The organism is Microbacterium sp. NPDC060132 (assembly GCF_042729675.1).
Taxonomy (GTDB): Bacteria; Actinomycetota; Actinomycetes; order Actinomycetales; family Microbacteriaceae; genus Microbacterium; species Microbacterium sufflavum.
On sequence record NZ_JBHWXU010000001.1, the window covers coordinates 1,038,315 to 1,058,091 of the forward strand.

The 19,777-nt window shown below is 71.8% G+C and carries 16 protein-coding genes; 8 read left to right on the plus strand and 8 right to left on the minus strand.

The features are described 5' to 3' along the window. Nucleotides 1–33: 33 nt before the first annotated feature. On the plus strand, nt 34–948 hold the full coding sequence (locus tag ACFWCH_RS05210) for a LysR family transcriptional regulator (protein ID WP_136033845.1): 915 nt from the start codon (nt 34–36) through the stop codon (nt 946–948). Here ACFWCH_RS05210 and ACFWCH_RS05215 read toward each other — a convergent pair. The 7 genes from ACFWCH_RS05215 to ACFWCH_RS05245 form a co-directional block, all read right to left on the minus strand. Further along, nucleotides 938–1,441 (minus strand): GNAT family N-acetyltransferase, encoded by a 504-nt coding sequence (locus tag ACFWCH_RS05215; protein ID WP_378803056.1) that lies wholly within the window; start codon nt 1,439–1,441, stop codon nt 938–940. The genes ACFWCH_RS05210 and ACFWCH_RS05215 overlap by 11 nt on opposite strands. Further along, entirely contained in the window at nt 1,434–1,709 is a 276-nt protein-coding gene (locus ACFWCH_RS05220; protein ID WP_136033841.1) for a DUF1778 domain-containing protein, read from the minus strand. Before ACFWCH_RS05220 ends, ACFWCH_RS05215 begins: the two co-directional genes overlap by 8 nt. 30 nt (nt 1,710–1,739) lie before the next feature. After that, nucleotides 1,740–2,126 carry a DUF779 domain-containing protein gene (locus ACFWCH_RS05225; protein WP_206252180.1) on the minus strand — a complete coding sequence of 129 codons (387 nt, stop codon included), beginning with the start codon at nt 2,124–2,126 and terminating at the stop codon, nt 1,740–1,742. A 115-nt stretch (nt 2,127–2,241) separates the two neighbouring features. Further along, entirely contained in the window at nt 2,242–3,792 is a 1,551-nt protein-coding gene (locus tag ACFWCH_RS05230; protein WP_206252179.1) for an aldehyde dehydrogenase family protein, read from the minus strand. 109 nt (nt 3,793–3,901) lie between these two features. Next, nucleotides 3,902–5,014: an epoxide hydrolase family protein gene (locus tag ACFWCH_RS05235; RefSeq protein WP_378803057.1), complete on the minus strand. Its 1,113-nt coding sequence runs from the start codon at nt 5,012–5,014 to the stop codon at nt 3,902–3,904. Nucleotides 5,015–5,023: 9 nt separating this feature from the next. Continuing rightward, the gene (locus tag ACFWCH_RS05240) at nt 5,024–6,358 is read right to left on the minus strand and encodes a GAF domain-containing protein (RefSeq protein WP_378803059.1); all 1,335 of its coding nucleotides are present in this window, start codon (nt 6,356–6,358) and stop codon (nt 5,024–5,026) included. A gap of 111 nt (nt 6,359–6,469) precedes the next feature. Further along, nucleotides 6,470–7,036, minus strand: a complete 567-nt coding sequence (locus tag ACFWCH_RS05245; protein WP_378803060.1) for a TetR/AcrR family transcriptional regulator — start codon at nt 7,034–7,036, stop codon at nt 6,470–6,472. 70 nt (nt 7,037–7,106) lie between these two features. Here ACFWCH_RS05245 and ACFWCH_RS05250 point away from each other — a divergent pair, with 70 nt between their 5' ends. The 5 genes from ACFWCH_RS05250 to treZ all read left to right on the plus strand — a co-directional run bounded on the left by ACFWCH_RS05250 (nt 7,107) and on the right by treZ (nt 14,385). Further along, nucleotides 7,107–7,676: a dihydrofolate reductase family protein gene (locus ACFWCH_RS05250; protein WP_378803061.1), complete on the plus strand. Its 570-nt coding sequence runs from the start codon at nt 7,107–7,109 to the stop codon at nt 7,674–7,676. Between the two features lie 119 nt (nt 7,677–7,795). Then, complete coding sequence (locus tag ACFWCH_RS05255) at nt 7,796–8,083, plus strand: hypothetical protein (RefSeq protein WP_247982463.1); 288 nt, start codon at nt 7,796–7,798, stop codon at nt 8,081–8,083. Beyond that, complete coding sequence (gene glgX / locus ACFWCH_RS05260; RefSeq protein ID WP_378803062.1) at nt 8,080–10,257, plus strand: glycogen debranching protein GlgX; 2,178 nt, start codon at nt 8,080–8,082, stop codon at nt 10,255–10,257. The genes ACFWCH_RS05255 and glgX overlap by 4 nt, the downstream gene beginning before the upstream one ends. Beyond that, nucleotides 10,254–12,602 (plus strand): malto-oligosyltrehalose synthase, encoded by a 2,349-nt coding sequence (gene treY / locus ACFWCH_RS05265; RefSeq protein WP_378803063.1) that lies wholly within the window; start codon nt 10,254–10,256, stop codon nt 12,600–12,602. The genes glgX and treY overlap by 4 nt, the downstream gene beginning before the upstream one ends. A 34-nt stretch (nt 12,603–12,636) precedes the next feature. Continuing rightward, entirely contained in the window at nt 12,637–14,385 is a 1,749-nt protein-coding gene (treZ, locus tag ACFWCH_RS05270) for a malto-oligosyltrehalose trehalohydrolase (protein ID WP_378803843.1), read from the plus strand. A gap of 22 nt (nt 14,386–14,407) precedes the next feature. On the opposite strand, the gene ACFWCH_RS05275 is transcribed toward treZ, so the two are convergent. Beyond that, nucleotides 14,408–15,835: a CCA tRNA nucleotidyltransferase gene (locus ACFWCH_RS05275; RefSeq protein ID WP_247982465.1), complete on the minus strand. Its 1,428-nt coding sequence runs from the start codon at nt 15,833–15,835 to the stop codon at nt 14,408–14,410. A 131-nt stretch (nt 15,836–15,966) separates the two neighbouring features. Here ACFWCH_RS05275 and ACFWCH_RS05280 point away from each other — a divergent pair, with 131 nt between their 5' ends. Together ACFWCH_RS05280 and ACFWCH_RS05285 are read left to right on the plus strand one after the other, a co-directional pair. Next, entirely contained in the window at nt 15,967–18,540 is a 2,574-nt protein-coding gene (locus ACFWCH_RS05280) for a fibronectin type III domain-containing protein (protein ID WP_378803064.1), read from the plus strand. Between the two features lie 107 nt (nt 18,541–18,647). Then, nucleotides 18,648–19,673 carry an Lrp/AsnC family transcriptional regulator gene (locus ACFWCH_RS05285; RefSeq protein ID WP_136045693.1) on the plus strand — a complete coding sequence of 342 codons (1,026 nt, stop codon included), beginning with the start codon at nt 18,648–18,650 and terminating at the stop codon, nt 19,671–19,673. Nucleotides 19,674–19,777 lie beyond the last annotated feature (104 nt).

A 19,777-nucleotide genomic window follows, 5' to 3' on the forward strand; every position in this document is an offset into this window, starting at 1 on the left:
CAGTCACGCGCAGCCCCTGTGCATAATTGCAGAATGGAGGCGACGAGGCGACCCCGGGCTGACGACCTGCTCGTGCTGCTCGCGGTCGCCCGCACCGGTCGCTACACCAGCGCCGCGACGCACCTCGGCCTCGACCACACCACGGTCGCCCGGCGCATCGCCGCCCTGGAAGACGCCCTCGGCGGACGGGTCGTGGCTCAGTCCGCATCCGGATGGGAGCTCACCGACCTCGGGCGCACCGCCGCCGAGACCGGAGGACGCATCGAGGCCGCACTGTCGCAGCTCGACGATGGCGGCGGCGACACCCCCGACCCGGTCGCGGGCGTCGTGCGGATGTCGGCCACGGACGGCTTCAGCGCCTACATCGCGGCGCCCGCCATCGCCGACCTGCGCCTCGAGCATCCGCGGCTGACCGTCGAGATCGTCGCCGCGACGCGTCGGGCGGCCGAGCACCGCGCCGGGCTCGACCTGGAGGTGGTGGTCGGCGCACCCCAGACCCGTAGAGCCCACGCGGTGAAGCTCGGCACCTACACGCTCGGCATGTACGCCTCGCGCGACTACCTCGCGCGCACGGGCACGCCGGCCACGCGGGAGGAGCTGGAGCGGCATCGCCTGGTGTACTTCGTCGACTCGATGCTGCAGGTGGACGCACTCGACCTCCCGCGCCGGCTCGTGCCCGGGATGCAGGACGGCCTCACGTCGACGAACGTGTTCGTGCACGTGGAGGCGACCAGGGCGGGCGCGGGCATCGGGCTGCTGCCGTGCTTCGCCGCCGACCGCCACGACGACCTGGTGCGACTGCTGCCGTCGGTGTTCGCCGAGAAGCTGCCGTACTACATGGTCGCCCGGCCCGAGTCGCTGCGGCTCCCCGCGGTCGCCGCACTCGCCGACGCGCTGCGCGCCCGCACCCGCGCCTCCCGGGCGATGCTCGACGGCCTCACCGCGTGAGCGTCGCGCGGGCGTCCTTCGTCAGCAGGTACAGCGTGCGGCGCTCTCCGGGAAAGCTCGTGAAGCCGAAGCGCTCGTAGAAGGGCACGACCTCGTCGCTGATCGCGTGCACCAGGACGGCGTGGATGCCGATCGTGGCCGCGGCCTCCAGCGCACGGAGGGTCGCGTGCTGCAGCAGCGAGGCCCCGAGCCCGAGCCCAGAGAACTCCTGATCGACGGCGAGCCGACCGAGGAGCACGACCGGCACGGACCACGGCATCCCTGCCGACACCGGACGGGGACCCTCGGCACGGTCGAGCGAACTCGCGGACAGACAGTAATACCCGGCCACCCGGCCCTCGCGCGTGACCGAGACCATGGTGCGCGATGCGCCGCTCTTCTCGTTGCGACGCGCGCGCCCGCGGAGCCAGATATCGAGGCTCTCCACCCCGCACCGGAAGTCGGCGACCGCGTCGCCCACGGCGAGCGGCCGCGGCGTGAGGAACTCAGTCAACGAACACGGACTCCCGGTCCAGGAGCGTGCGCAGCCCGTCGATGGACCGCGCCGGGCGGTCCATCACCTCGATGAATGCGTCGAAGCGCACCATGTCGACGAGCATCCTGCGGTCGCGCTGGATCACCTCTTCCGCCCGCTCCACGAGGGCCGCAGCGGAGAAGTCGGTCACCGTACGACCCTCGATGGCAGCCGCCTCCTCGATCGCCGCTTTTTGCTCCGAGGTGACTCGGAACTCCAGGCGGGCGTTCTTCAGGGGAGTACTCATCGCCCCAGTGTACGGCAGATCACCGTACGGTCAGGCGAGCCCGAGGGAGAGGAGCTCGGCGGGGTCGAGCATGCGCGAGCGGATGAGGAACCGCAGACCCGTCGGGCCCTCCACGCTGAAGCCGGCGCCGCGACCGGGGACCACGTCGATCGTGAGGTGCGTGTACTTCCAGTACTCGAACTGCGACGCCGACATGAACACCTCCACGGGCTCGGTCAGCCCCACGTCGAGCCGTCCGAGCAGCACGTCGCCCGGACCGGTGAGGAACATCCCCACGGGGTAGCACATGGGCGCGGAGCCGTCGCAGCAGCCGCCCGACTGGTGGAACATGAGCGGACCGTGCTGCGCGGTCAGTTCACGCACGAGTGCGGCCGCGGGCTCCGTCACCGCGACCCGCTCGGGGGTGCTCGCCGTCATGTGCTCGTCCTTCCGTGGTGCCCGGTCGTCGAGCGAGACCCCGCCGCTCGCGCGTCGCTCGCTCGACGACCGGAGTATCCCGGGCGGACGCTGCCGCGCCCGCCCGGGAGGCGGATCAGAAGAAGCCCATCGGGCCCTCGGCGTACGACACCAGGAGATTCTTCGTCTGCTGGTAGTGGTCGAGCATCATCTTGTGGTTCTCCCGGCCGACGCCGGACTGCTTGTACCCGCCGAACGCGGCGTGCGCCGGGTACTGGTGGTACGTGTTCGTCCACACCCGGCCGGCCTCGATCGCCCGGCCGGCGCGGTAGGCCGTGTCGCCGCTGCGGCTCCACACCCCGGCGCCGAGACCGTACAGGGTGTCGTTGGCGATCGAGATCGCGTCGGCGAAGTCGTCGAACGAGGTGACCGACAGCACAGGGCCGAAGATCTCCTCCTGGAAGATGCGCATGTCGTTCGTGCCCTCGAACACGGTCGGCTGCACGTAGAACCCGTCGCTCAGGTCGCCGCCGAGGTCGGCCCGCTCACCGCCCGCGAGCAGTCGCGCCCCGCCCTGCTTCCCGATGTCGATGTAGCTGAGGATCTTCTCCAGCTGGTCGTTCGACGCCTGCGCGCCGATCATCGTCGCCGGGTCGAGCGGGTTGCCCTGCACGACCTTCTTCACCCGCTCCAGCCCGTCGGCGAGGAAGCCGTCGTAGATCGAGCGCTGGATGAGCGCCCGCGACGGGCACGTGCACACCTCGCCCTGGTTCAGCGCGAACATCGTGAACCCCTCGAGCGCCTTGTCGTAGAACGGGTCGGTCGTGGAGCGCGCGACGTCTTCGAAGAACACGTTCGGGCTCTTGCCTCCCAGTTCCAGCGTCACCGGGATGAGGTTCTGCGACGCGTACTGCATGATCAGCCGCCCGGTCGTGGTCTCGCCCGTGAACGCCACCTTGCGGATGCGCTTGTGCTGCGCGAGCGGCGCCCCGGCCTCGATGCCGAACCCGTTCACGATGTTCACGACGCCGGCCGGGATGAGGTCGCCGATCAGGTCGAACAGGAACAGGATCGAGGCGGGGGTCTGCTCGGCCGGCTTGATGACGATGCAGTTGCCCGCGGCGAGCGCCGGCGCCAGCTTCCACACGGCCATCAGGATCGGGAAGTTCCACGGGATGATCTGTCCGACCACGCCCAGCGGCTCGTGGAAGTGGTACGCGACGGTGTTCTCGTCGAGCTGGCTGATGCCGCCCTCTTGCGCCCGCAGGACCCCGGCGAAGTAACGGAAGTGGTCGATCGCGAGGGGGATGTCGGCGGCGAGGGTCTCCCGCACGGGCTTGCCGTTCTCCCAGGTCTCGGCGACCGCGATGGCCTCCAGGTGCTGCTCCATCCGGTCGGCGATGCGGTTCAGCAGCACCGAACGCTCGGCGGGGCTGGTCTTGCCCCAGGTGGCGAACGCCTTCCACGCCACGTCGACCGCGCGGTCGACGTCTTCGCTCGTGCCGCGGCCCACCTCGGTGAAGGGCTTGCCGTTGACCGGGCTGATGTTCTCGAAGTACTGGCCCTTCACGGGCTCGACGAACTCGCCGCCGATGTAGTGCCCGTAGCGGGGGCGATAGGTGGCCACGGCACCGGGCTGCCCCGGAGCGGCGTAGGCGAGGGACACGTCTTCTTCGACGATGGTCATGGGGTCTCCTTCGACGGGTGGGCCGCGGCCTCGATGCTCAGCGGCTGTCTCCGACGCTAGGCGGCTCCCCGTTGCAGCCCCGTGCGCAACGTTGCAGGAGGTTGCAGCCTCAGGGGAGCGCGGCGAGGAAGGCGCGGAACCGCTCGGCCATCGCCCCCGGCACCTCGGCGATCGTGAAGTGCCCGCCGTGCTCGAGCCGCTCGAACACGCGCAGGTCGCGGTAGTAGCCGCGGGCGAGCCCCTCGGGGTAGTCGTGCTCGTGGCGCTGGATGAACACCGCGGCGGGAACCGTGACCGGCGGCATCGGAGCCGGAGTGTCGGCGCCCTCGTAGTACGGCCGGAAGGAGCTCGCGATGCTCTGCGTGACCCAGTAGATCATCGCCTCGGTGAGGATGCGGTCGCGCGAGATCACGGCCTCCACGGCCGCCGGGTCGTCGCCGTCGGTGTCGGCCCACTCCGACAGCTTTTCGGCGATCCACGCGAGCAGCCCCGCCGGGGAGTCGTTGAGCGCCGCGGCCAGCGTGTCGGGCCGCGCCCACTGCACGTGCCCGTACGACCCGTTCGGTCCGTGCTCGGCGTCGAGCCGGGCGAAGAACGCCTGCACCTCCGGGTCGTCGCTGGCCGCCCGCTCCTCCGGCGTGCCGAAGTGCGCATGGGTCGCGACGATGCCCGCCACCTGCTCGGGGTATGACGCGGCGATCAGATCGCTCACGTTCGCCGAGACGTCTTCGCCGTAGGTGACGTAGGAGTCGTAGCCCAGCACCTCGGTCATCAGCCGGTGCATCGTGGCGGCGAAACGCCGCTCGTCGGCCGGACCGTCGGCGTAGGGCTGCGAGAACGCGAAACCGGGCAGGCTGGCGACCACCACGTGGACGTCGTCGAGGAGCGCCGCGGCGTCGAGCTGCAGCGCGAACGTGTGCGGCCAGCCGTGCATGAGGAGCAGCGCCGGGGCGTCGGGCCGCTCGGAGCGCAGGTGCGCGAAGTGGATGTCGGTGCCGTCGACCTCGGCGAGGAACTGCGGGAAGCCGTTGAGCCACTCCTCCCGCGCCCGCCAGTCCCACTCCGCCCAGGACTGCACGAGCTCGCGCAGCCAGGCCGCGTTCATGCCGGAGCGCATGCGCCGGGGCGAGTCGTCGAGCAGCCGCGCGCGTCGAAGGCGGGCGCGCAGATCGTCGAGCACCTCGTCGGACACGTGCACCCGGAACGGACGGATCTCGGTCATGCCCGGACGCTACGCGGGGCCACCGACAGCGCGTTCGATGCGGGTGACCAGGCCCGCCCGCCGCGGCGAGCGCGCGGGCAGCATCTCCAGCGCGAGCCGCAGCACCTCCGCGTCTTCCCGCCCCTCGGGGATGTCCGCGTACGCGAGCAGCACGTCGAGACTCGCCTCCGACAGCATCGCCTCCCGGAGCGCGGCGCGCACGGTGTCGCGGAACTCCTCCACGCCCGGTGAGGTCGACTCGGGCAGCACGGCACCGCGGTAGGCGGTGAGCGCGACGCGGTGGGCGCCGCGGTCGAGCAGCGACAGCACGTCGTGGGCGTCGGTCTCGAGCGGCACGGGCAGCCGGTACGGGCGGGACTCGGGCACCAGGTCGGGAGCCGTGCGCTCCAGCACCTTCCGCAGCCGCACCATCTCCGGGCGCAGGGTGTCGGGCGACACGTCGGGCCCGTACACCAGCTCGCACAGCCGTTCGGCGGAGAGCCCCTGCCGGTGCACCGCGAGCATCAGGAGGATGGCGGCGTGCCGCGCGCTCAGCTCGATCACCGCCTCCTCGTGCGCGGACTCCGTCTCCAGCCGCGCGCGGTCGCGGCCGAGCACGTGCAGCCGCACGCGGGCGGTCGCCGTCGCTCGGGGCTTCGGGGAGGGACGGCCGCGCGGGGATTCGGCGCGCCGCCGCAGCCGGGCCACCATCAGCTCGGACTCGACGGCACGGGCGGTCGCGTCAACGAGCAGCCGGGCCTGCGGGGTGACGACCTCGGCGCCGCCGGTGATGTCGATCACGCCGAGCACCCGCTGGGTCTCCGGGTCGCGCACGGGCGCCGCGCTGCACGACCACGGGTGCACGAGCCGGTTGTAGTGCTCGGCACCGCGGATCTGCACCGACTGCCCGAGGGCGAGCGCGGTGCCCGGTGCGCTGGTGCCCACGGCGGCCTCCGACCAGTTCGCCCCCGCCACGAAGCCCATGCCGTCGGTGAGCGAGCGCAGCTGCGCGTCGCCCTCGATCCACAGCAGCCGCCCGGCCTGGTCGCCGACGGCGATCACGACCCCGGAGTCCTCCGAGGAGCCCGGCAGCAGCAGGGCACGGATCAGGTCCATCGCGGAGGCGAGCGGATGCGCGAGGCGGTACTCCTCCAGCTCCTCGGCGTGCAGGTCGAGCGGCGGAAGCCCTTCCGGTCCGACGCGACCCCGCCATGACCGCTCCCACGACTCCCGGACGAGCGGGCGCACCTCCTGCAGGCGGCGGTCGTCGAGGTTCCCGGCGATCAGCTCCTCGTGCGCACGCTCGACGAGCAGGCGCGGGGCCTCGGGGAGAGACCCGTGGGTTCCCTGCCACGGTGCAGACACGCGATCTCCTTCGTCGAGAACGGGCGTGCCCTCAGTGTAGGAGCGTTGGACCTGCGGCGGAATATCGCCTCGCGCCCCCGCGGGACTCCTCCCGGGCAGGGGCTCGAAGGCTCAGCGGAGCAGGCCCGCGACCAGGGCGTCGATCACGGCATCGGTCGAGGTGTCAGGGTCGATCGGGGTGGTGAGGCGGTCGAGCAGGAGGCCGTCGATCGCGTAGTGGAACAGGGCGATCTCCGCGCGTCCGCCGGGCAGGCCCGCCGCGGTGTTGAAGGCCACGTCGGCGTCGAAGCCCGCGCGCTGCCACGCGCCGAGCACGGCCGCGAGCTCGGGGCGCCGGGCGCTCTCCAGGCGCAGCTCGAACAGGGCGAGCGTCACGTCGCGGTCGCCGGTGAGCCGACGCACGATGTCGCGCACGTAGTCGGCGAACAGCGCGGGGCCGGGGGTGCCGGCGGCGCGACGCTCCAGATCCTCGGGGGTCGGAGCGAGCCGTTCCCCGATGCGGTCGACGAGTCCTTCGATCAGGGCCTCGCGGCTGCGGAAGTAGTTCGACGTGGTCCCCATGGGCACCTGCGCCTCGACGTCGACGGCCCGGTGGGTGAGTCCGCGCGAGCCCTCGCGGGCCAGCACCGTCAGCCCGGCGTCGGCGATCACGCGGCGACGCGACTCGTTCTTGACCATGCCTCGACCCTAGCGCAATCACTACGGTTGTTGTAGTCTCAACCGCGACAGATGTAGTGATTGGAGAATCATGCGAGAACTCGTGTACTACGTGGCCGTCACGCTCGACGGCTTCATCGCCGGACCGGGCGGAGAGTTCGACGCCTTCCTCGTCGAGGGCGACCACATGGACGGCATCAACGCCCGGTTCGCCGACACGATCCCCACCGTCGCCGCCGAGGCGCTGGGCATCGAGCAGCGCAACGACGTGTTCGACACCGTGCTGATGGGCTGGAACACCTATCAGGTGGGCGGCCTGCCGAGCCCGTACAGGCACCTGCGCCAGATCGTGTTCAGCCGCGCGCACACGGCCGAGGCCGAGAACCTGGAGGTGACGGCGGAAGACCCGGTCGAGGTCGTTCGCCGGCTCAAGCAGGAGGACGGCGGTGCGATCTGGCTGTGCGGAGGCAGCGCCCTCGCGGCCACCCTCGCCGACGAGATCGACCGGCTCGTGCTCAAACGCCAGCCGCTCCTCTTCGGCTCGGGCATCCCCCTCTTCGGAGAGCGCCCGTATCGCCCAGAGCGGTTCGACGCCGTGGAGACGACCGCGTACGAGTCCGGCGTCGTGTTCTCCGAGTTCGAGAGGCGCCACGAGAACTGAGCGCCCGGCGGCCCGGAGGGCGGGTCCCATACCCCCTCCCGGCCGCCCTGGCAATGGCGTTCTCCGAATCCGTCCCGCTTCCTATCGTGAGGTCACACCCACGAGTCAGGAGAGACGCCATGAACGTCGAGACCCCCATCCCCACTGGCTCCCCGCAGCGCACGCAGACGCCTCCGTCCGCCGGTGCCGCTGAGCAGTCCTGCGAGCGGATCGACTTCGACAGATATGTCGTCGACCCCGCCTCGCCCGTGGGTTACATTGACGTCGTGCCGCCCCTCTACGTCTGCTACCTCGGTCACCCCTATGCGCGCGCCGTCGAGGTCGCGCAGGTCTACGAGTTCGACCACGCCGTCGGCATCGTCAGCGCCATGGCCGCCGGTTCGCGCCACCACACCCTCGCCGGATGAGCCGCGAGATCTGGCCGGGCGAGGCCTACCCGCTGGGCGCGACGTTCGACGGACAGGGCACCAACTTCGCCCTCTTCAGCGAGGGCGCGGAGAGCGTGGAGCTCTGCCTGTTCGACGACGACGGCACCGAGACCCGGGTGCCGCTCACCGAGGTCGACGCGTACGTGTGGCACGGCTACCTGCCCACCGTGCAGCCGGGGCAGCTGTACGGGTATCGCGTGCACGGCCCGCACGACCCCGCGCAGGGCCGGCGCTTCAACCCGAACAAGCTGCTGCTCGACCCCTACGCCAAGGCCGTCGCCGGCGACATCGACTGGGGGCAGTCGCTGTTCGGCTACGACTTCGGCGACCCCGACTCCCGCAACGACGACGACTCCGCCGCCGCGATGGTCAAGGGCGTCGTGATCAACCCGTTCTTCGAGTGGGCGGGCGACCGTCGCCTCAAGACCCCGTACGCCGAGACCGTGATCTACGAGGCGCACGTGAAGGGCCTCACCCAGCGTCACCCCGAGATCCCGGAGGAACTGCGCGGCACCTACGCCGGCATCGCCCACCCCGCCGTCGTCGAGCACCTGCAGCGCCTCGGCGTCACCGCGCTGGAGCTCATGCCCGTGCACCAGTTCGTCAACGACTCGGTGCTGCAGGACAAGGGTCTGTCGAACTACTGGGGCTACAACACCCTCGGGTTCTTCGCCCCGCACAACGCCTATTCGGCGACCGGTCAGCACGGCCAGCAGGTGCAGGAGTTCCGCGCCATGGTGCGCACCCTCCACGAGGCCGGCATCGAGGTCATCCTCGACGTGGTCTACAACCACACCGCCGAGGGCAACCACCTCGGGCCCACCCTCTCGATGCGCGGGATCGACAACGAGGCGTACTACCGCCTGGAAGAGGACCGCCGCTACTACACCGACTACACCGGCACCGGGAACAGCCTCAACGCCGGCAACCCGCACGCCCTGCAGCTGCTCATGGACTCGCTGCGCTACTGGGTCACGGAGATGCACGTCGACGGGTTCCGCTTCGACCTCGCCTCCACGCTCGCCCGCGAGTTCTACGACGTCGACCGCCTCGCCGCGTTCTTCGAGCTCGTGCAGCAGGATCCGGTGGTGTCGCAGGTCAAGCTGATCGCCGAGCCGTGGGACGTGGGGCCCGGCGGCTATCAGGTGGGCAACTTCCCGCCGCAGTGGTCGGAGTGGAACGGCAAGTACCGCGACACCGTGCGCGACTTCTGGCGCGGCGAACCGCAGGCGCTGGGCGAGTTCGCGGCCCGCCTCACCGGCTCGGCCGACCTGTACGAGCACTCCGGACGGCGGCCGGTCGCGTCGATCAACTTCGTCACCGCGCACGACGGCTTCACGCTGCGCGACCTCGTGTCGTACAACGACAAGCACAACGAGGACAACGGCGAGGACAACAACGACGGTGAATCGCACAACCGCTCCGACAACAACGGCGTCGAGGGCCCGACCGACGACGTCGAGGTGAACCGGCGGCGAGCGCGCCAGCAGCGCAACTTCCTCGCCACGCTGCTGCTGTCGCAGGGCGTGCCGATGATCTCGCACGGCGACGAGCTGGGGCGCACGCAGCACGGCAACAACAACGGCTACGCACAGGACAACGAGCTCACCTGGATCGACTGGGACGCCGCCGACCTGCCGCTCGTGGAGTTCACCGCCGCGGTCGCACGACTCCGGCGCGAGCACCCGACCTTCCGCCGCAGCCGCTTCTTCGACGGGCGACCGGCGAGCGCGGACGACGGCGAGCGGATCCCGGATGTCGTCTGGCTGCGGCCCGATGGCGGCCCGATGGCACCGGAGGACTGGGACTCGGGCTTCGGACGCTCGGTGGGGATGTTCCTCAACGGCCGCGGCATCCGCGAGAACGACCGCCGCGGCCGCCCGGTGGAGGACGTGAACTTCCTGGTGTACTTCAACAGCGGAGACGAACCCGTCGAGCTGGTGCTGCCCGACGAACGCCACGGCCGCGAGTGGTCGGTGGCCGTCGACACCGCCGGCGAGATCGACGACGCCCGTCCGCTCGATGCCCGCGCCGCAATCCCGCTGGAGGGCAAGGCCATGATCGTGCTGCGCGAGATCGACGGCGAACCCCTCGCGACCGACGACTCCGTAGACGCCTCGCTCCGCTCGCAGAGCGAGCAGGCCGACGCATGACCCGACGGCCACTGTCGACGTACCGCCTGCAGATCAGCCGGGACCTCCCGCTCGACGCGGCGGCCGAGCTCGCGCCGTACCTCGCCGACCTCGGGGCCTCGTGGGTGTACGTCTCGCCGCTGCTCGCGGCCGTGCACGGCTCCACCCACGGGTACGACGTGGTCGACCACACCCGCGTGGACGCGGACCGCGGCGGCGAGGCCGGTCTCGAGCGCTTCGCCGCGGCCGCGCACGACGCGGGGCTGGGCGTGCTGGTCGACATCGTGCCCAACCACGTGGGCGTCGCGGTGCCGCGACAGAACCCGTGGTGGTGGGAGGTGCTGCGGCTCGGGCGGCAGACCAGGCGCGCGGCGGCCTTCGACATCGACTGGGCGGCCGGCGGCGGACGGATCCTGCTGCCGCTGCTCGGCTCCGCGCCCGACGAGGCCCGCGCGAACGGCGAGCTCGTGGTCGACGCGACCCCGGCCGCCGACGCCCCCGACGGCGTGCTGCGCTACTTCGAGCACGAGCTGCCCCTCGCCCCCGGCACCGCCGCGCTCGCGGACGACCTGCCGCGACTGCTCGCCGCCCAGCACTACGAGCTGCGGTACTGGGAGGACCAGAACACCGACCTCACCTACCGGCGCTTCTTCGCGGTGTCCGAGCTCGCCGGGGTGCGCGTGGAGCTGCCGGACGTGTTCGCCGACTCGCACCGCGAGATCCTGCGCTGGCTGCGCGAGGGCCTCGCGGACGGCCTCCGCGTCGACCACCCGGACGGCCTGGTCGACCCGGGCGGCTACCTGGAGCAGCTGGCCGACGCGACCGGTCGCGCGTACACCCTCGTGGAGAAGATCCTGGAGCCGGGCGAGGCGCTGCCGGCCTGGTGGCGCACGGACGGCACCACGGGATACGACGCGCTGGCCGAGTTGGACCGGCTGTTCGTCGACCGCGACGGTGTGGCCGCACTCGACCGCCTGGACGCACGACTGCGCGCCGAGACGGGGCTTCCGCCCGCACTGGCATGGCCCGACCTGATCCACGACACGAAGCGGATGATCGCGGACACCCTGCTGGTCGCGGAGGTGCGGCGCCTGGTGCGCACCCTGCCGCGCGGCATCGTGCACGCCGACGACGCCCTCGCCGAGCTGGTCGCGTGCTTCCCGGTGTACCGCGCCTATCTGCCCGAGGGCAGCGAGCACCTGCGCGCGGCGTTCGCGGAGGCGCGGCGGCGACGCCCCGACCTCGACGCGGCGCTCACCGAGCTCGAACCCCTGCTGAGGGACACGTCGCTGGAGGTCGCGCAGCGGTTCCCCCAGGTGACCGGCGCTGTCATGGCGAAGGGCGTGGAGGACACCGCGTTCTACCGGTACACGCGGCTGGGCACGCTCACGGAGGTCGGGGCCGACCCGTCGATCCCCGCGGTCACGGTCGAGGAGTTCCACGAGGCGCAGCGGGCCCGGCTCGCCGCCTGGCCGTACTCGATGACCACGCTCTCCACGCACGACACCAAGCGCTCGGAAGACGTCCGGGCGCGGCTCGCGGTGCTGTCCGAGGTCCCGGAGCGATGGGCCGAGGTGCTGGAGGAGCTGCGCGCCGTGGCGACCACGGGCCACGGTCCGCTCGACGCCCTGCTGTGGCAGGCCGCGGTCGGCGCGTGGCCGATCCCGTCCGAGCGTCTGCTGGCGTACGCCACCAAGGCCGCGCGCGAGGCGGCGGAGCGCACCACCTGGCAGCGCCCCGACGCCGCGTTCGAGGAGGGTCTCGCGGCCGTCGCCCAGGCCGTCGAGGGCGACGCCGCCCCGATCCTCGACCGCTTCGTCGCGGAGATCGCGGGCCACGGCCGCTCGAACTCGCTCGCCGCCAAGCTGCTGCAGCTCACCGGCCCCGGCGTGCCCGACGTGTATCAGGGCTCCGAGCTGTGGGACCTGTCGCTGGTCGACCCCGACAACCGTCGTCCGGTCGACTTCGCGCTGCGGGCGCGGATGCTGAGGGAGCTGGATGCCGAGGTCGCCCGCGGCATCCTCCCGCCGATCGACGACTCCGGCGCCGCGAAGCTCCTGGTCACCTCCCGGGCGCTGCGCCTGCGCCGCGACAACCCGGAGCTGTTCCGCTTCTACCGCCCGGCCGTGGTCGAGGGGGCGGCCGCCGAGCATGCCGTCGCGGTGCACCGCGGCGGGGCGACCGCGATCGCGACGCGGTTGCCCGTGGGCCTCGCGCGGCGCGGCGGCTGGGGCGACACCGTGATGATGCGGCCGGACATCCCCGGGACCGACCTGCTGACCGGGCGCCGCATCGCCCCGGGGCCCGTGCGGCTGGCCGAGCTGCTGGACACGTATCCCGTGGCGCTCATCGAGCTCGCGCGGTGAGGGGGACACGCACGGTGAGGGGAGCACGGTCGTGATGGAGGTGTGGGCTCCGCGGGCACGGCGGATGCGGCTGCGGCGGCTCGCGGCCGACGGCACCGCGACCGACACGGAGCTCACGGCTGCGGCCGACGGCTGGTGGCGGGGCGACGGCATCCTGGCGGACGGGGAGCGCTACGGCTTCCTGATCGACGACGACGAGCACCTGCGCCCCGACCCCCGGTCGCGGCGGCAGCCGGACGGCGTGCACGAGGCCTCGGCCGCGTTCGACCCCGCCGCGTTCGCGTGGACCGACAGCGACTGGACCGGAAGGCAGCTCGCGGGCGGGCTGATCTACGAGCTGCACCTGGGCACGTTCACACCCGAGGGCACGCTCGACGCGGCGGTCGCCCGGCTGGACCATCTGGTCGAGCTCGGCGTGACCCACGTCGAGCTGCTGCCCGTGAACGCCGTCAACGGGCGGTGGAACTGGGGCTACGACGGCGTGCTCTGGTTCGCGGTGCACGAGGAATACGGCGGCCCGGCGGCGTATCAGCGCTTCGTGGACGCCGCGCACGCCCGGGGCCTCGCCGTGGTGCAGGACGTCGTGTACAACCACCTCGGCCCGAGCGGCAACTACCTGCCCCTGTTCGGTCCGTACCTGCGCGAGGGCGACAGCACCACGTGGGGCGACTCGGTCGACCTCGACGAGCCGGCCGTGCGCGCGTACATCATCGACAACGCCCTGATGTGGCTGCGCGACTTCCACGTCGACGGCCTGCGGCTCGACGCCGTGCACGCCCTGCACGACACCCGGCCCGTGCATCTGCTGCGCGAGCTGTCGGAGCGGGTCGACGCGCTGTCGGCGCAGCAGAACCGTCCGCTCACGCTGATCGCCGAGTCCGACCTCAACGACCCGACGCTGATCCTGCCGCGCGAGGCCGGAGGGTACGGGCTCACGGCGCAGTGGTCGGACGACTGGCACCACGCGGTGCACGTCGCGCTCACCGGCGAGACCACGGGCTACTACGAGGACTTCGCATCGCCGGAGGCCGTGGCGAAGGTCACCGACCGGGGCTTCTTCCACGACGGCACGTTCTCCACGTTCCGCGACCGCCCGCACGGAGCGCCGATCCCGCCCGAGGTCCCGTCGTGGCGGCTGGTGACCTTCGCGCAGGATCACGACCAGGTCGGGAACAGGGCGGCGGGCGACCGGCTCTCCGCCACGCTTTCGCCTGATCGCCTCGCGGTCGCCGCGGTGCTCACGCTCACGGCCCCCGGCACGCCCATGCTGTTCATGGGCGAGGAGTGGGGGGCGACCACGCCCTGGCAGTTCTTCACCTCGCACCCGGAGCCGGAGCTGGGCCGCGCGGTCGCGGAGGGCCGCACGGCCGAGTTCGCGCGCATGGGGTGGGATCCGGCGGCGGTGCCCGACCCGCAGGACCCCGACACCTTCGCCCGCTCGCACCTGGACTGGGCGGAGGTCGAGCGACCGGAGCACGCGCGACTGCTGCGCCTGTACCGCGACCTCGCGCGACTGCGCCGGGAGCGGCCGGAGCTGACGGAGCCCGACACGACGCACGCGAGGGTCGAGGTGCGCGCCACCGACGGCCGCCCGGAGCATCGCGTGTACCGCATCGACCGGGGGGCGCTGTCGGTGCTGGTGAACCTCTCCCCCGCCCGGGCGGTCTTCGCGGTCGCGGACGAGGCGGTGGAGCTCGTGTCGACCGGAGCCCACACGCGCGCGGACGGCCTGCTCACGCTGCCGCCGGACAGCGCCGCGGTCGTGGGTCCGCCGTTGCACTGAGCCCCGCGCGGGGAGGGGGCGGTCAGCCGCGGGCGGCCCACCATTCGCGCAGGCGCTGCTCGGCAACCTCCGGCCCGAGCACGCCCTCGTCGAGGCGCAGGTCGAGCAGGAACTTGTACGCCTCGCCCACCTCGCGGCCCGGGCGGATGCCCAGCACCTGCTGGATGCGGTTGCCGTCGAGCTCCGGGCGGATCGCGTCGAGCTCCTCCTGCTCACGCAGCGCCGAGATGCGCGACTCGATGTCGTCGTAGGCCGCGGAGAGCCGGGCGGCCTTGCGCTTGTTGCGCGTGGTCACGTCGGCCCTGGTGAGGATGTGGAGGCGCTCCAGCAGATCGCCCGCATCGCGCACGTACCGGCGCACGGCCGCGTCCGTCCAGGTGCCCTCCGCGTAGCCGAAGAACCGCAGGTGCAGCTCGATCAGGGCGGCGACGGCATCGGTCGTGGCGGTGTCGAAGCGCAGGGCCTGCAGGCGCTTGCGGGCCATGCGCGCGCCGACCACGTCGTGGTGGTGGAAGGTCACGGCCCCGCCCGGTTCGAGCTTGCGGGTGCGCGGCTTGCCGATGTCGTGCAAGAGGGCGGCGATGCGCAGCGGCACGTCGGGCGCGGCGCCGGGGTGCCGGGAGTGCTCCAGCGCGATCGCCTGGCGCAGCACCGTGAGCGAGTGCTCGTACACGTCCTTGTGGTGGTGGTGCTCGTCGACCTCGAGGCGCAGCTCGCTGACCTCGGGCAGGAACTCCTCGATGAGGCCGGTGTCGACGAGCACGCGGATGCCGCGCACCGGGTCGTCGGTCTGCATCAGCCGCACGAGCTCGGACTGGATGCGCTCGGGGCTGACGATCGCCAGGGTCTCGCGGAGCTCGGTGATCGCGGCGGCGGTGTCGTCGTCGACGCGGAAGCCGAGCTGGGCGCTGAAGCGGGCGGCCCGCAGCATGCGCAACGGGTCGTCGCCGAACGACACCCGCGGGTCGGCGGGCGTGCGGAGGACCCCGGCCACCAGATCCTCCACGCCTCCGGTCGGGTCGATCAGCTTCACCGCCGGCACCTGGAGGGCCATCGCGTTCACGGTGAAGTCGCGCCGCACGAGGTCGCCGTCGATCGTGTCGCCGAACTCGACCGTGGGCTTGCGGGTGACCCCGTCGTAGCTGTCGGCGCGGTACGTCGTGATCTCGACCTGCTCGCCCCGCACGCGCGCGCCGATCGTTCCGAACGCTCGACCGATGTCCCAGTGCGCCGAGGCCACGGGCTTCACGATCGCGAGGATCTGGTCGGGCGAGGCGTTCGTGGTGAAGTCGAGGTCGTGCGTCTCCCGGCCGAGCAGGGCGTCGCGCACCGGTCCGCCCACGACGGCGAGCTCGAACCCGGCCTCGGCGAACGCCTGCGCGAGGGTGCGGACGACGGGATTCTCGGCGAGCGCGCCGAGACGGGCGAGGCCGTCGGCCATGTTGAGCATGGGTTCCAGCGTACCGGGGCGCCCGCGTTCACCTCCCCGTCGTCTCGGCGTCAGGTGGCGGTCATCCGGCTTCGATGGGCTGGACGGGCCCCGTGCGGCTGAGCACGGAACCCCACCCACGAAGGACTGACATGACCTCCCCCACCCCTGCGGTGCGGTGGCGGCGTCGCGGACTCACGTCCGTCGCGCTGCTCGCCGTGCTCGGCGGCGCCGTCGTCGCTCCCGCGGCCCTCGCCGCACCCGACCCCGAGGTGCCCACCGGCTCGCTCATCACCGGCGACACCGCCTGGCACTATCTCGACGACGGCACCGACCCGTCGCCCGCCCCGGCCGCCCTGCGCGACTGGACCCTGCCCGCCTTCGACGACAGCGCCTGGAAGACCGCTCCGGGCAGCTTCGGCGCGAAGAACGGCAAGCTCGGCGCTGTCGGGCCGCAGACGCCGAAGACGCTCCTGAACCACTACCTCGACGGGGTGAAGGCGCCCGCGGTCCCGACGTACTTCTTCCGCACCACGTTCGAGCTCGAGGCCGGCGTCGCCGAGCAGGTCGCAGCCCTGCAGAGCACCGTCACCTACGACGACGCGCTCGTCGTGTGGATCAACGGCACGGAGGTCGCGCGCTACGTCGACGGCCGCATCACCGACACCACCAACGTCGAGTACGCGGGCGACTCCAACGGCGACCCGCTCACCAGCACGTTCAGCGCCGAGGGCGCACTGCTGCACGACGGCACCAACACCATCGCGGTGTCGCTGTTCCAGGACCGCGCCACCAGCTCCGACATCTTCTTCGACATGTCGTCGCTCACGCTCGTGCCCGCGTCCGACCCCGGCACCCCGGTGATCGCCCCGCCCACGCGGGTGATCCTCACCCCGACCGAGCGGCCCGAGGTGTCGCAGTCGTTCTCGTGGCTCGCGGGCGACGCCTCGCACACGGTCGGACAGGTCGAGATCGGCGCGGCGGCCGGCGGTGAGACGCGCGTCGTCGACGCGTACGACGCGGGGGTCGTGAACGGCAACCCGAACAAGCACTTCTCGGCCACCGTGACCGGACTCACCCCGGCGACGGAGTACCGCTATCGCGTGGGTCTCCCCGGCAGCTGGAGCGACTGGTTCACCTTCCGCACGGCCGACCCGAACGCCACCGACTTCCAGTTCCTGTACTACGGCGACGCCCAGATCGGTCTGGACACCACGTGGCCGAGCGTCGTGAAGCAGGCCGAGGCGAACGCACCGCGCTCGATCGGCTCCGTGCACGCGGGCGACCTGATCAACACGTCGAGCAACGAGAACGAGTGGCTCAACTGGTTCAAGGGCATGGAGGACTCGGCCGTCCGCACCAACGTGATGGCGGCCCCCGGCAACCACGAGTACTCCGGCGACAAGCTGCTCACGGCGTGGAAGGCCGCCTTCGAGTACCCGCACAACAACCCCTCGATGAGCTCGATCAGCGCCCTGGCCGACCTCGCGAAGGGCGACTCCCCCGTGGCGCAGCAGTACCGCGCGTTCTTCGAGCACTGGAGCGCGTTCGCCGCGGAGACCGCTTACTACACCGACTACCAGGGCGTGCGCTTCATCACGCTGAACGCGACGCGCGACACGACCTTCCTCACCCCGGCCGGCCTCCCGTCGTGCTCGGGCGCGGACTGCCCGTCGTCGCAGATCGGCACGCTGTGGACGCGGTTCCAGGCGGCGTGGCTCGACCTGCTGCTGCAGAACAGCCCGTCGAAGTGGAACGTCGTGACCTTCCACCAGCCGGTGTTCTCGGCGTCGGCCGGCCGTGACGAGCCGGTGCTGCGTGCCGAGTGGCTGCCCGTGTTCCAGCGCAACGACATCGACCTGGTGCTGATGGGCCACGACCACACGTACGCCCGCGGCTACGTGAACACCGACGCGACCGACACCCCCGGCCTCACCACGGGACCCGTGTACGTGGTGTCGAACTCGGGCGCGAAGCACTACGACCTGGAGACGCCGGAGAAGAACGTCTGGACCAACAACGGCGCCACCCAGGTGCTGCGCGGCGAGGGCGTGACCACGTACCAGGTGATCGACGTGTCGAAGAACCAGCTCGTGTACCGGTCGTACCTGGCGGAGAAGACGGCGTCCGCGTCGACCGACCTGCCCGTGGGCGCCGTGTACGACACGTTCACGGTGACCAAGTCCGACGCGGGCGAGAAGTGGGTGACCGAGGCCGGGGTCACTCCCCCGGTGACCGAGGAGCCGGAGCCCGAGCAGCCCGCGTCCGTCGAGCTGGGCGCGACCACGGTCGCGGCGGGCGGCACGGTCACGGTCTCGGGCAGCGGCTTCGCGGCGGGTGCCGAGCTGCAGCTGGAGCTCCGCAGCGACCCGGTGTCGCTGGGCACGGTGACGGCCGCGGCCGACGGGTCGTTCTCCCGCACCGTCACGATCCCCGCGGCCACCCCGGCCGGTGCGCACACGCTCGCCGTGATCCTGCCGGACGGCACCGAGGTCACGGCCGCGCTCACCGTGACCGCGGCCGCGGGCGGCGGGGCGACCACTCCGGGCCAGGGCGGCTCGGGCGGCGCGAGCGACGGCGATCTCGCGACGACCGGTGCCGACAGCGTGCCGTACATCGTCGCCGCGGTCGTGCTGCTCGCCGCGGGCCTCGGCCTGTTCGCGCTGCGCCGCCGTCGTGCGCTGGCGACGGAGGCCTCGACGGTGGAGTCCGCCGAGGCGGAGTAGCCGCCCGCGTGACCGAGGGCGCCGCCGGGGCTTCGGCTCCGGCGGCGCCTTCGCGCTTCGTGGTCCTGGGATAACCTTCACGTGCCCGAACCCGCGAAGGAGAACCCGTGCCCGCGAACGATGTGATGGCCGACGAGACCGACCGGATCGTGGCCGCGGCCCTGCAGGTGAACGGGCGGGCGTCGTGGGGTGAGATCGCGCGCGCCATCGACCTGCCGGAGCGCACGGTCGCCCGCCGTGGACAGCGTCTGCTCGACCGCGGCCTCGTACGGGTCTCCACCTACGTCGACCCGGCGAGGGTGCTGCACGCCCGGGCCGTGCTGTTCCGCATCACGACCGAGCCGCACGCGCTGTGGCACGTCGCCCGCACGCTCGCGCGGCGCACCGACGCCTCCTCGGTGTCGGTCCTGGAGGGCAGCAGCGACATCGCGGGCATGCTGCTCCCCCACGACGACGCGTCGATCCGCGAGCTGCTGTTCACCGATTTCCCGGAGGTCGACGGCATCGCGTCGATCAACGTCACCACGGTGCTGAAGTTCTTCCGCTCGGGGCACGACTGGCGGGTGGGCGTGCTGACCGACGAGCAGGTGCGCATGCTCGACGAGTCGTCGGGCTCGGAGGTCGATCCGGCCGATGCGCTGAGCGCCGACGAGGAGGCGCTGATCCGGCTGCTGCTGAAGGACGGGCGGATGCCGGTGGCGCAGCTCGCCCGCGCCCTGGGCCTCAACGTGACCACGACCCGGCGCCGCATGGAGTCGCTGAACCGGCGCGGCCTGATGCATCCGCGCACCGAGATCGTGCCGAGCCTGTTCGGGCTGGGCCTGGAGGCGCTCGTGTGGCTGCGCGTGCCGATGGACCGGCTGGAGAAGGTGGGCACGGCTCTGGCCGCGGCTCCGGAGGTGAAGTTCATCGTGGCGACGACGGGCACCTCGCAGCTGCTCATGAACGTGCTGGTGACCGATGCCGACGCGTTCTACGACTTCCTCACGGGACCGGCCGTCGCGGGGCACGACGGGCTCGAGGTCGTGGAGTCGCTCGTCGTGATCACCCCGGTGCTTCGCGGCTCGCTGATCGTCGACGAGGCGCCCGAGGCGCTGGCGCAGGACATGCCGACGGGAGCCATCCGACTATAGGCCGATTCTGTTACGGGAGTGTAAAGAAGTGGCGAGATCGTTCGCTATAGCTTGACCTAGTGGCGAAATAGGGCGAGTATCCTCTCCAGGGCCATCACCCCTGG

Bases quoted from the DNA above. Each gene is read 5' to 3' on its own strand.
- ACFWCH_RS05225 (WP_206252180.1), bottom strand. From the start codon at position 2,126: ATGACGGCGAGCACCCCCGAGCGGGTCGCGGTGACGGAGCCCGCGGCC.
- ACFWCH_RS05245 (WP_378803060.1), bottom strand. From the start codon at position 7,036: ATGGTCAAGAACGAGTCGCGTCGCCGCGTGATCGCCGACGCCGGGCTG.
- ACFWCH_RS05220 (WP_136033841.1), bottom strand. From the start codon at position 1,709: ATGAGTACTCCCCTGAAGAACGCCCGCCTGGAGTTCCGAGTCACCTCG.
- ACFWCH_RS05250 (WP_378803061.1), top strand. From the start codon at position 7,107: ATGCGAGAACTCGTGTACTACGTGGCCGTCACGCTCGACGGCTTCATC.
- ACFWCH_RS05230 (WP_206252179.1), bottom strand. From the start codon at position 3,792: ATGACCATCGTCGAAGAAGACGTGTCCCTCGCCTACGCCGCTCCGGGG.
- treZ (WP_378803843.1), top strand. From the start codon at position 12,637: ATGGAGGTGTGGGCTCCGCGGGCACGGCGGATGCGGCTGCGGCGGCTC.
- ACFWCH_RS05255 (WP_247982463.1), top strand. From the start codon at position 7,796: ATGAACGTCGAGACCCCCATCCCCACTGGCTCCCCGCAGCGCACGCAG.
- ACFWCH_RS05280 (WP_378803064.1), top strand. From the start codon at position 15,967: ATGACCTCCCCCACCCCTGCGGTGCGGTGGCGGCGTCGCGGACTCACG.
- ACFWCH_RS05210 (WP_136033845.1), top strand. From the start codon at position 34: ATGGAGGCGACGAGGCGACCCCGGGCTGACGACCTGCTCGTGCTGCTC.
- treY (WP_378803063.1), top strand. From the start codon at position 10,254: ATGACCCGACGGCCACTGTCGACGTACCGCCTGCAGATCAGCCGGGAC.
- ACFWCH_RS05275 (WP_247982465.1), bottom strand. From the start codon at position 15,835: ATGCTCAACATGGCCGACGGCCTCGCCCGTCTCGGCGCGCTCGCCGAG.
- glgX (WP_378803062.1), top strand. From the start codon at position 8,080: ATGAGCCGCGAGATCTGGCCGGGCGAGGCCTACCCGCTGGGCGCGACG.
- ACFWCH_RS05235 (WP_378803057.1), bottom strand. From the start codon at position 5,014: ATGACCGAGATCCGTCCGTTCCGGGTGCACGTGTCCGACGAGGTGCTC.